Source organism: Sphingomonas insulae, from assembly GCF_010450875.1.
Lineage (GTDB): Bacteria > Pseudomonadota > Alphaproteobacteria > Sphingomonadales > Sphingomonadaceae > Sphingomonas > Sphingomonas insulae.
Map to the genome: position 1 here is coordinate 1,448,500 of NZ_CP048422.1, position 13,833 is coordinate 1,462,332.

A 13,833-nucleotide genomic window follows, 5' to 3' on the forward strand; every position below is an offset into this window, starting at 1 on the left:
CCGTGTGCCGTCCGCCTCCCCGGCGGAAGCCGGGGTCCAATCGGCATGATGCCGGCGATGATTCACTAGGATCTGTCCATCAGGACCCCGGCCTTTGCCAGGGAAGCGATAAAGGGGAGGCGCTGCACCGCCTATTGCAGGTTCACATAGGCGCCGCCGTCGACCAGCAGCGATGCGCCGGTGACGTATTGCGCCAGGTCTGACGCCAGGAAGACGGTCGGTCCGACGAGGTCCTCGGGCTGCCCCAGCCGCCCGAGCGGGATGCGGCCCTCCATGTACGTCCGTTTGGCCTGATCGGCGAGGTCGTCCTTGTTGATGTCGGTCAGGATCGTGCCCGGGAACAGTGAGTTGCAACGGATGTTGTGCTTGCCCAGCGCGATCGCGACCGACTGCATGAGCGAATGCAGCCCCGCCTTCGTCGGCGTGTAATGCGTTTGATATTCGCCGCCGACCAACGCCGAGATCGACGACATGGCGATGATCGAGCCGCCGTCACCCTGCTTCACCATCTGGTTCGCCGCGGCCTGCACCATGAAATAGGCGCCATGCAGATTGACCTTCATCGTCCGCTCGAATGTGTCGACCGGCATGTCGAGGAAGGCGTGGAAGGGGCAGATCCCGGCGTTGTTGACGAACACGTCGACCCGGCCGAGCGCTTCGACGGCTTTGGCGATGAAGGCGGTGGCGGTGGCGGGGTCGGAGACGTCGCCCTGCACCGCGATGCCTTTGCGGCCCAACGCCTCGATTTCGGCGACCGCGGCGTTCGCCCCATCGACGTCGCGGCTGAAGTTCAGCGCGACGTTTGCGCCATGGCGCGCGCAGCCTATCGCCACGGCGCGGCCGATCCCGGCCGACGCGCCGGTGACCAGCACGGTCTTGCCCTCGAGCAACATACGTATCTCCTTACGAAACTCAGTCGGTGTGCGGCTCGAAGCCGAGATCGTGGCTGATCGCATCGGCGGTGCCACGCACCTCGTCGGTCAGCGTCGTCATGCGATCATCGCTCATATATTGCGCGGCGCTCGACACGCTGATCGCGCCGACGATCTTGCCGGCGGCATCGCGGATCGGCGCGGCGACGCAGCGGATCTGGTCCTCGTTCTCTTCGAGATCGAACGCGCGCCCGCAGGCGGCATAACCCTCCATGCGCGTGCGCCAGACCGTGGCATCCGCCTTCATCGATCCCGCCGCCTGATCCGCCGCGAAACGCTCGTCCCAATAGGCGGGCGAGGAATCGATCATCAGTGCCTTGCCGAGTCCGGTGGAGCTCAACGGCTGACGATCGCCGACCCGGCTGGAAATGGTGATGCGGCGGCGGCCCGGTACCTTGTCGAGGTACAAGGCGAAATCGCCGTCGAACACACCGAGATGCACGGTGTCCTCGGTTGACGCGGCCAGTTCCTCAAGATGCGGGCGGGCGACCTGGACGAGGTCGGCCTGCGCTTGGGCCAGTGTGCCGAGCAGCAGCAGCTTCGGGCCAAGGCGGTAACCGGCGCGAGGGGTAAAGGCGAGATAGCCGCGATCGACCAAAGCAGACAGCAGCCGGTGCGTCGTGCTCTTGGTCAGGTCCAGCTTGGCCGCGAGTTCGCTGAGGGTCAGCACCTCGTGGCTCACCGCCTCGATCAGGTCGAGCCCACGCATCAGCGTCTGACTGCCCGCGCCGACTGCGCCGGTGGTGTCGGGCTTTTCGATGGTTGCCGTGGTGGTCATGTCCACTCCTTAGGACGCCCTCTTACATCCTGGCAATGTAACAAGCGACCGGCCGCCGCGCGTGCGACGACCGGCCAGGGGGAGGAACGGGTCAGAACTTGAGCTGGAAACCGGCGAAGAAACGCTGTCCGGGATAGTAGACTTCGGACGTGCCGATGGTCTTGATGTAGCTCTTCGAATATTCCTTGTTGATGTTCTGCATTTCCATGAACAGGCTATAATGCCACTGCGGGAAGCGGAAGGTTATCTTGCCATCCAGATAGCCTTCGCCCTTGCGGTAGATCGGATTGTTGCCGTTGTTGGCATTGACGGCCTCGACCAGCCAGTCCGAGCGGAAGTTGTAGCTGAGGCGGGCGTTCAGCCAGTCCTTGTCGTAGAAAACGCTGGCATTGTACGTCCACTCCGACAGGCCCGGATATTCGTTGAGTGGCAGGCCGGTCGCGCTGTTCGTCAGATTGGTACGGATCGCGCGGGCATAAGTGACGTTGCCGCTCGCACCCAACCCGTCGAACGGTTTGGGAAGGAAGGTGAAAGCGGTTTGCGCACTCGCCTCGATCCCGTCGAGCAATGCACCGAAGCCGTTGACCGGCTGGCGCACCGTATAGGTGATGCCGTCCTGAAACAGGTCGACGCCGCTGCGGGTGACGTTGGGGACCACGAAGCTCTTCTCGTACTTCTTATAGTAGCCGACGCTCACCAGCGTATCGCGATTGGGATACCAGGAGAGGTTCACTTCCCATTGGTCGGCGCGGTACGGGACCAGAGCAGGGTTGCCGGCCGTGCAGACGTCGTCGGCCGCCGAGATGGTCGCGTCGTCCAGACAATTGATGTTGGGGACGAGATCCAGCGGACGCGGACGGGCAAGGTTGCGGGCCCAGTTCGCGCGGGCGACCAGGTTGGGGGTAATTTCCAGCGCCGCGTTGAAGGCCGGCAGGATGTCGTGATAACTGTTCGTGAGCGACAATTGCTGCGCACCCAGCGTGACCGTCTCGACCGCGCCGGTAACCGCGTTGAAGCGGGTAACGCGGCTGATGTTGGTGCCCGTGCCCTGGTCGCGGGTGTAGGTGTAGCGGACGCCGGCATTGCCGGTCAGCCGCATGCCGAACACCGTCGTGTCGACGTTGCCCTGCAGATAGCCGGCGGCGATCGTCTCCTTGATGCGGGCCTGCGGGATCTGGGCCAGGCCGTTGGCCTCGAACAGCAGATCGTGATCGAAGCCCGACAGGTCGAAATACTGGCTGAGCAGTTCCGGCGTGAAGTTGGCGAACGCGATCCGGTTGGGAATGTTGGATGGGGCGCCCTTCAGGCCGGTGAACAGCGGCGCTCCACCGCTGGTCGCGCCGAGCGACGTGAGGAGCGCTGCATATTCCGCCTGGGTCAACTGGTTCGTGTAGGTGCCGTTGCCGGTCTGCGTGGTGCGCGCGGTTACCGTCGAGACGATGTTAGTCGTATACGACACGTTGGCCGTGGTCTGGTAGACCTGCGGCATCACGTTCGGGCCGGTCAGCAGTCGGCTGCCACCGCCGTTGTAGACGAGATAGCTCTGCTTGCGGAACTGGCCGCCATATTCGATGCTCTTGAGGGGGCCGGCATCGACTTCCCAGTCGATGTCGAGCTTCAGCTGGTCTTCGCTGTTGCTGGTATAACCCGGGCGATACTGCACCGTCGGTCCCAGCACGGTCGAGGCAGTCCCGATGTTGTTACCCGGCCGCGTGAAGTTGGTGTAGATGCTGGGGTCGGCGGGATTGATCGTGCTCGGATAGGTGAAGACGGGTATGCCGAGATCGTTGCGGGTATCGACGGAAACCCCGGCGATGCCGGTGGACAGCGAAACGAGATTGGTTTCGCCCTCCGTCGTGGCGGTGGAGTGCGAAACCAGCCCCTTGATCTGGATCCGGTCGAAATCCCAGTCGAAGCCGCCGAGATAGTAACGCGACTGCTGATCATATTGGAAGTCGCGGCGCTGGACGCCGAGGATGTTGCTCGATCCGCTATAGTTCGGTGCCGCGGTGGTGCCGATGTTCACCGGATTGGCGGCGGTGGTATAGCTGGTCACGACGTGGTTGGCGTCGACGGTCGCGCTGCTTTGTACGACCTGCGGTCGCGACGTCGCGCCGTTGAGGCCGGCCGGCAGGGCGGCATCAAGCGGGAAGCGCTGGAAACGGCCGAGGTCGAGCGAATAGTTCGTGTCGAACAGCCGCTGGTTGCGGTTGTTGAGCGTCGCCTCTCCGAAGACGCGGAAGTTGGGCGCCACCTCATATTGTACCGTCAGATCGCCCGAGATGCGCTTGTCGCGGCGAACGAGATTCCGATAGCGCGGCCCGGTGGATGCCCAGTCGAAGAACTGGGTTTCGCACGCGAGGCGACGAGCAGTGGCGTTAGACGTGTTCTGGCCACCGACGCCGGCGCAGCTCGCATAGGTGTTGAAGTTGGAATACAGCGGGTCGGCAACCGTTTTCTGATCGGAATGATCGAAGTCGGCGAGGCGATTGTAATTGGTGTTGCTGCTGTAATCCTGTCGTGTGCTCTTGTCGTCGTATGTGACGTTCAGCAGCACGCCGAGACCGTCGATCAGGAACTTGGGCGTGCCCAGGATCACCGTCGCGCGCGGCCGCCAGTCTTGCGTCAGGTCCAGATGCTGTTCGGAGAACACGACGCTACCGAGCGCCTTTTTCAATTCCAGCGGCTTGCGCGTCTCGATCGACACGGTGCCGCCGAGGCCGCCTTCGGTCAGGCTGGCCTGATAGCCCTTGAACACATCGATCGATTTGACCAGCTCGGTCGCGAGCTCGCGGAAGTCGCCCGCGCGGGTCCCGTTCGCCGATGCCTGACTGACGCCGTTGATTTCGACGCGGTTGAGATCGGGTTCGACACCGCGGATCGACACCTGCGTGCCTTCGCCGAAGTCGCGACTGAGCTGGACGCCGGTGATGCGTGAAAGCGAATCGCCGACGTTCTTGTCGGGGAAGCTGGCGATGTCGTCGGCGACGATCGAATCGACGACGGTGCCGGCGTTGCGCTTGCGCGCGATCGCGGATTGCAGCGAGGCACGGGTGCCGACGACCAGAATGTCCTCGGGGCTGGCTTCGGGATCGTTGGCGTCGGGGGCGCCGGTGGCGGACTGGACCGGGGCGTCAGCGGCGGCGGGGTTGCCTGCCGGTGTTTCGGCCCGTGCCTTCGGTTCGACCGCCGCGGACGATGGCGCGACGGCGCGGTCGCCGGGAACCGGACGGGTCTGCGCCGCAGCGGGTGCGACGCTACCGCCGAGGGCGATGGCGAGGGCGGATGTCGTCGCGAGAATGCGGCGGCTGGCGATCATGGTAATTCTCCCCTTTTAGGCCGCGCTTCGCGACCGATCGGCTCTGCGTGTCGCCGCAGTTGCCGGTGCGTGATGAAGTGAGCGGGCGTTATCCGGCGACGGTGGATCCGGCGGCAGGCGCGTGGGGGCGTCGCACGGGTCGGAACTGTCGCTGCATCGGCCGTGTCATTCGCATCCCCTCCAATTCCAACGCGGCTGTTGCCGTTCGTCGCGGCCCTCTTGGCCATTCGTTTGTCCACATGCTGGACCAGTGTTCCGATCTTATGTTGCCAAAATTTGAAATGCAATCATGATTTGTGAGACATTTGGTCGAACGGACCGATGCGGCCTGAGAGGATGGGATGATGCAGCGTAACAGGATCAATACGTTGGCGGGATGCGCAGCTGGCGCGGCCCTGCTCGCGAGCGGCATGGCGGTGGCTGCGCCGGTTCGCAACATGGAGCGACTCGATCGCGGATTGGTCGCTACGCCGGCCAAGGACGGCGGTTGGCTGGTGAACTGGCGCCTGCTTGCGAGTGACGGAAAGTCGGCGCGGTTCGACGTTTATCGCGATGGCCGCAAGCTCAACCCGCTCCCGATTGCCGATGCCACTGCTTTCGTCGATCCGCATGGCGATGCCACCGCCCGCTACACCGTCCGGGCAGTGGGCGGCCCCAAGGCCGGCATGCCGAGCGCCGCGGCACTGATGCTTCCGCGCGGCTATCTGTCGATTCCGTTGACCCCTCCGCCGGCCGGTACGACGCCGGACGGCCAAAGCTATACCTATACCGCCAACGATGTGTCGGTCGGCGATCTGGATGGCGACGGGCGGTATGAGATGGTGTTGAAGTGGGATCCCACGAACAGTCATGACAACAGCCAGGTGGGCTACACCGGCAACGTCTTCCTCGACGCCTATACGCTCGACGGCAAGCGGCTATGGCGTATCGATCTGGGTCGCAACGTTCGCGCCGGCGCGCATTATACGCAGTTCCAGGTTTTCGATTTCGACGGTGACGGCAAGGCGGAGGTCGCGGTGAAGACCGCCGACGGTACGATTGACGGGGTTGGAAAGGCGATCGGCGACAAGAATGCGGACTGGCGTGGCCATGACGGCGAAGTACCACAGCCGGATCGCACCGGCGCGAAGCTGCTGCCGGACGGCACCAAGGTCGCGCCGCTGCAAGGGCGTATCCTGAAGGGGCCGGAATATCTGACGATATTCGATGGCCGCAGCGGGCGCGCGCTTGCCACCGCGCCGTACGATCCTCCGCGCTATGCAGGCGGCAATCCGACGTTCGAGCAGCTGCGCGACACCTGGGGAGACGGCTACGGCAACCGGTCGGACCGGTTCCTGGCAGGTGTAGCGTTGCTGGATGGGCGGCTGCCGAGCATGATCTTCGGCCGCGGCTATTATGCCCGCACCACGGTGGCGGCATGGGACTTTCGAGGCAGCAAACTGACCCGGCGCTGGCTGTTCGACAGCGCGGCGGCCGGCAACCAGGATTATGGCGGGCGCGGCAATCACCAATTGAGCATTGCCGACGTCGATGGCGATGGGCGCGACGAGGTGATCTATGGATCGATGGCGATCGATGACACGGGCAAGGGACTGTGGACGCAGCCGCTTTACCATGGCGACGCCATGCATGTCGCCGATCTCGACCCGTTACGCCCCGGATTGGAAAAATGGGGCGTCCATGAAGAGGTGAAGCGCAATGGCGGCATCGGATCGGCCTTGCTCGACGCTCGGACCGGACAAATGCTGTGGAGCAAGCCTGCGGACAAGGATACCGGTCGCGGACTCGCCGCCGACATCGATCCGCGTCATGTCGGTGCGGAATTGTGGGGATCGAACAGCCGCGACCTGTTCGACGTGCATGGTCGCAGCATCGGACCGGCGCCGCGGCAGACCAACTTCGCGCTCTATTGGGATGGTGATCTGCTTCAGGAACTGCTCGACGGCACGACGATCAGCAAGTGGGACTGGCGGTCCGGAACGGCGACGCCGCTGCTCCACCCGGAAGACGTCGCCTCGAACAACGGGACCAAGGCGAACCCGGCATTGCAGGCCGACATATTGGGCGACTGGCGCGAAGAGGTGGTCTGGCGATCGGCCGATAATCGCGAATTGCGTATCTATGTGACGCCCTATCCAACCCGGCATCGGTTGGTGACGCTGATGCAGGATCCCGTCTATCGCATGGGCGTGGCGTGGCAGAATACGGCCTATAACCAGCCACCGCACCTGTCCTATTTTCCGGGTAGTCTTAGCGCGAGTGATATCGCCGAATAGTGCCGTCTTACCGTGGCGCGGCATGGCCTTTCAGGTTGGGCGCGCCATAGGCGATCCGGCGGAGCAGCGTCTCCGCCGGGCCCATTTCGTAGCGCGACAGCCACAGCCGGCACAGGATTGCCGATATCGCCCAGATCGCCGCTGCGATCAGCCACAATTGCGGCAGCGAGAACATTCCGACGTAACCCGCCGCATAGAAGATAAATGCGCAAAGGATCGATTGCAGACAATAGACGCTCAGCGTCATCCGACCCATTGCGCGCAGCGTCACCGCGCGTCCGAGCAGCCCGGTCCGGAACAGCATCACGGCGAGCCCGACATGGCCAATCGTCATTAATAGCCGCGCAGGCTCGAACGACGCCTCTGCCATGATCCAGCTCCAGCCGGGTACGAGTGGCGACCCCATGTCGAGTCCGGTGTACGCCATCATCGCGACATGCGCGCTGCGCAACACGAGACCACCTGCATAGCCGCCGACGAGCATCCGGCGATACGTGGCGATCGGCGCGCTGCCCGTGAGGATGCCCAGCCGGAACAGGGCCATGCCGATCAGCATGAAACTGAGGCTCTCGGCGATATCGACCCAGCCGGTGATCGTCAGATTTTCACGCATCCAATAACCTGCGCTCCAGTGTAGCAGCCCGATCGGATTGGTGCGCTGGGCGATCCGCTCTGCACGCTGCTGGGGCGTTGGCCGGATGCTGGCGCGGTGTTCGCGCTCCGCGTCGATCGCGGTACGATCATCCGCGGTGAGCGAGAGGCCGCGCTCCAGCCGCACGGCCGCGACCTGACCCTGTTCCAGCTGTACGACCTGCTGGTGAGTCCGGAAGGCGGTATTCGCTGCCAGTGCCGTAGTGAGCAGGGCCGCAGCGGTCAGGAGAGCGCGCGGGCGGGCGGTGCGGAATGCGAGCAGAAAGAGTCCGCTGATCCCGTAATTCCACAGGATTTCACCGGGCCACAGGAACAATAGCCATTGCGCAACGCCAAAGCCCATCAGGGCGATCGAACGCCGGACCCAGATATCGAGCGGGCGGGGCGATGCGCCGGTGCCATCGGTTCCGCCTTCTGCGCGACGCAACATGATGAGCATGCTCGCCCCGAACAGAATGGTGAACAAGCCGCGCATCGCGCCCTGAACGAAGATGGTCTGCATGCCCCAGGCCACCCATTCCGCATTCCACCTCGCGGGGAATTTGGTGAGCGGATAATCCGCCACATCGCCCATGGCGTGGATGTTCATCAGCAGGATGCCGCAGACGGCGATCCCGCGCAGCACGTCAAGCGTGTGGATACGCTCCGCGGGCGTCGCGGCGCCGATCGGACGATCGAATTCGGCAGTGTGGCGATAATCGAGCATGTTGGGTAGGCCGCACTGGAATGATCGATACACACGCCCCCCGGCGTCGATCCCGATGCGCAATCCGTGGCGATCTTACCATCGGTTAATACGTCAGCGCTGCGTTCCAAAGCGGGAAGCGGCAAATCGATCGTGCGACGGAACACCCCGCGCCGACACCGGTTCGCTTGAAGAATAACGGCGTTGCGCAAAATTATGGGGGAAAAATGGACGATCGCGGACATCAGGCGGCAAGCCCGTGGGCGTTGTCCCGCGGCGGGTGGAAGGCGGTGCTGACCCGCACCTGGGCAGAGACGAGCAGCGACAATGTCGGGCTGATCGCGGCCGGCGTCGCCTTCTACGGCTTCCTAGCGCTGGTGCCGCTGCTCGGCGCATTCGTGCTGAGCTATGGTTTGATCGCCGATCGCGCGACGGTGATCGCCGACGTCAACCGGTTGGCATCGGTCATGCCGGCGGATGCCGCACGGCTGGTCGGCGAGCAACTGCTGAACGTCGTGCAGTCGTCCGACGGCAAGAAGGGGCTGGGTCTGTTGCTGGCCCTCGCGTTGGCGTTGTTCGGTGCGCGCAACGCGGCGGGCGCCGTCATCACCGCGCTCAACGTCGCCTATGAAGAGGAGGAAAAGCGCGGATTCGTTAAGGTCAATCTCCTGGCACTTGGCATCACGGCAGCGGCGGTGGTCGTCGCGCTCGTCGCGGCGGTCGCGATCACGGCGCTGGGCAAGTTGCAGGACCTGCTGCCCGGTGCCCCCGGCTTCGTGGTTGCGGCCGGCAAGCTCGGCTCTTACGCCCTGCTGCTGGTTGCGGGCGCTGGCGCGGCGGCGACCCTGTATCGGTATGGACCGTCACGGGCACAGGCACGCTGGATGTGGCTGACCCCGGGGTCGCTGTTCGCGGCGCTGGGCTGGTTGATCCTCAGCCTGGGCTTCGGCCTGTATGTCGCCAGCTTCGGCAATTACAACGCGACCTACGGTTCGCTCGGCGCGGTCGTCGTGATGCTGACGTGGATGTACCTGTCGAGCTACATTCTGGTGTTCGGGGCCGAACTCAACGCCGAATTGGAACATCAGACGGCGCACGACACCACCACGGGGATGGCGCGGCCGCTGGGCAGCCGGGGCTCGTGGGTCGCGGATCATGTCGCAGGAGATAAGGTGGACCGCGTCGCACCGGCCGAAAGCCACCGTCGCCAGCATGGCATGGTATCCGAATTCGCCGTGAGCCGCGTCACGGCGCGCGCGGCGCAGGTCGCCGGACTGGGCAAGGCCGGGCTGGCGACCAGCGCCACCGCGACGATCGCACTACGGCTGCTGCGCAAGCCGGGTCAGGCACGGGTGGGCATGGCGCTGCTGGGGGCCAGTGCGCTGGCGGCGTGGCTGACGCGGGAGCGGATGCAGATTCGCGCCGTCCTGTTCGATCTCGACGGTACGCTCGTCGACAGCAACGGCTTTCATATCGACGCCTGGGAGAGGGTGTTCCGGGAGGGCGGCCATGTCGTATCGCGTGAGCGGATCGCCGGTCAGATCGGCAAGGGTGGCGACCTGCTCGTGCCGGCGCTGCTTCCCGATGTTCCGCAGGCGGAACGGAACCGGCTCGCGACGCGACATGGCGAGGTGTTCAAGGCACGCTACCTCGACCTCGTCCGGCCATTTCCCGGAGCGACGTCGCTGCTGCGCCGCGTCAACGCCAGTGGTCGCCAGGTGGTGCTCGCCTCGTCGGCGAGCGGCGAGGAGCTGGACCATTACGTCAGGCTTCTCGGCGTCGAGGGCCTCGTCACGGCCAAGACGTCGAAGGAGGACGTGTCGACCACCAAGCCCGCCGGCGACATCTTCGCCGCCGCCCTTGCCAAGGCGGGTGTGTCGTCGCGGCATGCGGTCGTTATCGGAGACACGCCGTATGACATCGCCGCGGCGGCCAAATGCGGTTTTCCTGCGGTCGCGGTTCGTTCGGGCGGGTTCGACGACGACGATCTGCGGGATGCCGTGGCACTCTACGATGATGTCGAGGCAGTGTTGGCCGGGTTCGACCGGTCGCCGCTGGCGCGCTAGCCGTCGGTCGGGTCGGCCGCCAGCATCTTCAGCGGCACTGCGGGATCGGCGAGTCGATCGAGGTCGACCGTCGCCCTGCCTTGCACCAGCGCACGGCCCTGAACGTAATCCTTGACCGCGTTCACGCAATCGAACGCCACGATGCGGCCGTCGCGCAGATAGGCGACGCTGAACGAGCGGGTGGCGGGATCGCCGCGCAGGATGGCCCGATCGAAGCCGGCGGACAGGCCGACCGTCTGCAACTTCAGGTCGTACTGGTTCGACCAGAACCACGGCACCGCGTCATAGGGGGCCGGAGCGCCGGTGATATCCCTGGCGACCACCGTCGCCTGATCGTTGGCGTTCTGTACCGATTCCAGCCGGATCGTCGCGCCGTCCGCATAGGGGTTGGGATGGGCGGCGCAATCGCCGATCGCGTAGACGCCGGGCAGGCTGGTGCGGCAATGGGCATCAACGATCACGCCATTGTCCGCCGCCGCACCGGCCGCGACCAATGGATCGATCGCGGGAACGATGCCGATGCCGGCGATGACCATGTCGCATGGCAGGGTTTCTCCCGATGCCAGTCGTACGGCGCTCGCCGCGCCATCGCGCCCGTCGATGCAGGCGACGGTGGTCGACAACCGGATGCCGACGCCCCGTGCGCGGTGTTCGGCCTCGTAGAAACGCGACAATGCCTCGCCCGCGACGCGGGCCAGCACGCGGTCCTGCGTTTCGAGGAGTACGACCTGCTTGCCGAATTTGGTGAGAACCGCAGCCGCCTCAAGCCCGATATAGCCGCCGCCGATGACGGCAACGCGGGTGACGCCGGGCAATTCGGCCACCATCCGGTCGACGTCGGCGCGGTTGCGGACCGCATGCACACCCTTGAGGTCATGACCCGCACAGGTCAATCGCCGCGCCGCGCCGCCCGTGGCCCAGATGAGCGTGCCATAGCCGATGACGTTACCGTCCTGCAGCGTCACCGTCCGCTGGTCGGCATCGACGGCGGTGATCCGGCAACCGAGCCGCAGGTCGATGTCGCGATCGGACCAGAAGGGGACGGGGCGGATCAGGATGCGGTCGAACGACTTGTCGCCGGCAAGATAGTCCTTGCTCAGCGGCGGGCGTTCGTAAGGGGGATCGATTTCGTCGCCGACGATCGCGATCGTGCCGGCAAAGCCGCGTTGCCGCAGCAGCAGCGCCGCCTGCGCCCCCGCATGGCCGCCGCCAGCGATCAGCACATCGTAACGTCGCGACATCATCCCGCCTCCTCCGCCTGAACGAGCCCATGTGGTACGCGTCCTGGGCAATCGCCAGAGCCGTCATCCATGGCAGATATGGGAAGTGGTGCCCGGGGACGGATTCGAACCGCCGACACTGCGATTTTCAGTCGCATGCTCTACCAACTGAGCTACCCGGGCAGGGCGATCGCGGAAGAGAACCGCGTTCGGAAGGGCGCCTTTAATCAGCCCGATCGATGCTGTCCAGCCCGACTTGCTCATCATCTTTCACCGGGATGCGATATCCTTCGTTCAGCCATTGCAGAAGGTCACGATCGCGGCAGCCGCGTGAGCAGAACGGGGCGTCGTCCGGCGTCGCAGGCTTGCGGCAGACGGGGCAATTGCTGGTGTTCATGCGCGTTCCAATTGGTGGGTGACGCCGGTGCGACGGGCGAGTTCGGCGAGCCAGTCGGGGTGCTGTGCGAGCGCCGCATGCACCGCGGGCGGCAGGCGGTGGCGAAGCGGGGCGCCCGGCGGATCGCGTTCCAGCCGGCGCAGCAGCGCACGGGCGGCGGCCGCGGCAGGATCGGCGCGCAGCAGTTCGGGCAGCGATGCGCGGGGCCGGGGGCGGACGATCTGGAGGAAGCCGAAGCCGTTGACTGCGGTCCGTTCGAACGGCGGCGGCAAGGCCGCGTCCAGCGCATCGGCCACCGCCTGCCGCGCGGCCTTGTTGGCGAGCGTCGGGAAGTCGATGCCGATCGACCCGCCGATACCGTGGCGGCGGATCGCCGCGACGACGGCGCGGGCGGCGGCGATGGCGAGCGGTTCCAGCGGGGGCGGACCGTCGACGTCGAACAAGGTCATCGCCGGTGTCGGCGAGAGCCGCAACGCGCCGAGCGGAAAACCGATCGCGCCGCCCGTCGCCTCTTCGAGCAGTTCGGACCAGCCCGCCGCTTCGAGCGCGTCGCCTTCATGCGCGCGGACGATGCGGACCGGATGGCCGCTGGCATGCAGCCGGTCGAGCAGGTCCGGGCCAGCATGGGGTGCGGCGTCCGTCGCCGCCGCGCGCGCGGGCTTGGGACGGCCCGCCTCTGGGATCGCTTCGCGCACCACCTCGACGGTCAGCGTCGCGCCCTTGGTGACCCCTTGCGGGATACGGGCGATCACCGCCTCGGCACCGCCGATATCGAGCCGGCCCATGCCGCCTGCGGTGTGTTCGACCAGCCGTGCGGGGGCGACCATGCCGAGTCGCAGCGGGGTGGGAAGTTCGATCGCGGCTTCGATGATGATGTCGTCGACGACCAGCGCGGCGCGGGCCTCACCGATGCCCGCTTCGTAAAGCCACTCAGGCAAGCGGCAGGCCGGCGGCGCGCAGCAGCGCGCGCGTTTCCATCAGCGGCAGGCCGATGACACCCGAATGACTGCCGTGGATGAAGCGGACGAACGCCTCGGCGCGGCCCTGGATGGCGTAGCCGCCGGCCTTCCCCAGCCCCTCGCCACAGTCGACATAGGCATCGACCTCGGCGGTCGACAGCGGACGAAAGGCGACGATGGTGTCGGCGATGCGGCTGCGCTCCACGCCATCGGCACCGATCACGCAGATGGCCGACAGCGCGTGATGGCGCCGACCGGAGAGGCGGGTGAGCAGGTCGCGCTGGATCGCCGTCGTTTCGGCAGGGGGCAGGATGGCGCGGCCGAGTGCGATCGTGGTGTCGCCGGCGATGACGACGTCGCCAGCCGCGCGGTCGACCGCGCGCGCCTTTTCGATCGCCAGACGCAGCGCATAGACGCGCGGCAGTTCACCGCGCAGCGGCGTTTCATCGATCGCAGGCGCGGCGATCCGATCCGGCACGCAGCCGAGGCGCGCCAGCAGATCACGCCGGCGCGGCGAGGAAGAGGCGAGGACGAGCTGCAACGATGCTGG

Annotated in this window: 10 protein-coding genes and 1 tRNA gene; 2 read left to right on the top strand and 9 right to left on the bottom strand. The window is 65.6% G+C overall.

What is annotated here, in order from left to right; all coding sequences use genetic code 11:
* Positions 1-131 precede the first annotated feature (131 nt).
* The 3 genes from GTH33_RS08400 to GTH33_RS08410 all read right to left on the bottom strand — a co-directional run bounded on the left by GTH33_RS08400 (position 132) and on the right by GTH33_RS08410 (position 5,029).
* Positions 132-893, bottom strand: a complete 762-nt coding sequence (locus tag GTH33_RS08400) for an L-rhamnose 1-dehydrogenase Lra1 (RefSeq protein ID WP_163958030.1) — start codon at positions 891-893, stop codon at positions 132-134.
* 19 nt (positions 894-912) lie between these two features.
* Entirely contained in the window at positions 913-1,710 is a 798-nt protein-coding gene (locus GTH33_RS08405; protein WP_163958031.1) for an IclR family transcriptional regulator, read from the bottom strand.
* A 91-nt stretch (positions 1,711-1,801) separates the two neighbouring features.
* On the bottom strand, positions 1,802-5,029 hold the full coding sequence (locus GTH33_RS08410; RefSeq protein WP_163958032.1) for a TonB-dependent receptor: 3,228 nt from the start codon (positions 5,027-5,029) through the stop codon (positions 1,802-1,804).
* Between the two features lie 341 nt (positions 5,030-5,370).
* Here GTH33_RS08410 and GTH33_RS08415 point away from each other — a divergent pair, with 341 nt between their 5' ends.
* Complete coding sequence (locus GTH33_RS08415; protein ID WP_478050869.1) at positions 5,371-7,305, top strand: rhamnogalacturonan lyase; 1,935 nt, start codon at positions 5,371-5,373, stop codon at positions 7,303-7,305.
* A 7-nt stretch (positions 7,306-7,312) separates the two neighbouring features.
* On the opposite strand, the gene GTH33_RS08420 is transcribed toward GTH33_RS08415, so the two are convergent.
* The gene (locus GTH33_RS08420; RefSeq protein ID WP_163958033.1) at positions 7,313-8,662 is read right to left on the bottom strand and encodes a DUF418 domain-containing protein; all 1,350 of its coding nucleotides are present in this window, start codon (positions 8,660-8,662) and stop codon (positions 7,313-7,315) included.
* Positions 8,663-8,868: 206 nt separating this feature from the next.
* Between GTH33_RS08420 and GTH33_RS08425 the strand changes: the two genes are divergently transcribed.
* On the top strand, positions 8,869-10,707 hold the full coding sequence (locus tag GTH33_RS08425; RefSeq protein WP_163958034.1) for a YhjD/YihY/BrkB family envelope integrity protein: 1,839 nt from the start codon (positions 8,869-8,871) through the stop codon (positions 10,705-10,707).
* Here the strand turns inward: GTH33_RS08425 and GTH33_RS08430 are convergent.
* From GTH33_RS08430 to GTH33_RS08450, 5 genes are all read right to left on the bottom strand, one after another.
* Positions 10,704-11,948, bottom strand: a complete 1,245-nt coding sequence (locus GTH33_RS08430) for an NAD(P)/FAD-dependent oxidoreductase (protein ID WP_163959768.1) — start codon at positions 11,946-11,948, stop codon at positions 10,704-10,706. The two genes, GTH33_RS08425 and GTH33_RS08430, sit on opposite strands and share 4 nt — an antisense overlap.
* A gap of 86 nt (positions 11,949-12,034) precedes the next feature.
* A tRNA-Phe gene (locus GTH33_RS08435) sits at positions 12,035-12,110 on the bottom strand.
* A gap of 40 nt (positions 12,111-12,150) precedes the next feature.
* Entirely contained in the window at positions 12,151-12,324 is a 174-nt protein-coding gene (locus GTH33_RS08440) for a DNA gyrase inhibitor YacG (protein WP_163958035.1), read from the bottom strand.
* The gene (locus tag GTH33_RS08445) at positions 12,321-13,262 is read right to left on the bottom strand and encodes a ribonuclease (protein ID WP_163958036.1); all 942 of its coding nucleotides are present in this window, start codon (positions 13,260-13,262) and stop codon (positions 12,321-12,323) included. Before GTH33_RS08445 ends, GTH33_RS08440 begins: the two co-directional genes overlap by 4 nt.
* Complete coding sequence (locus GTH33_RS08450; protein ID WP_163959771.1) at positions 13,255-13,824, bottom strand: Maf family protein; 570 nt, start codon at positions 13,822-13,824, stop codon at positions 13,255-13,257. The genes GTH33_RS08445 and GTH33_RS08450 overlap by 8 nt, the downstream gene beginning before the upstream one ends.
* Positions 13,825-13,833: the final 9 nt, after the last annotated feature.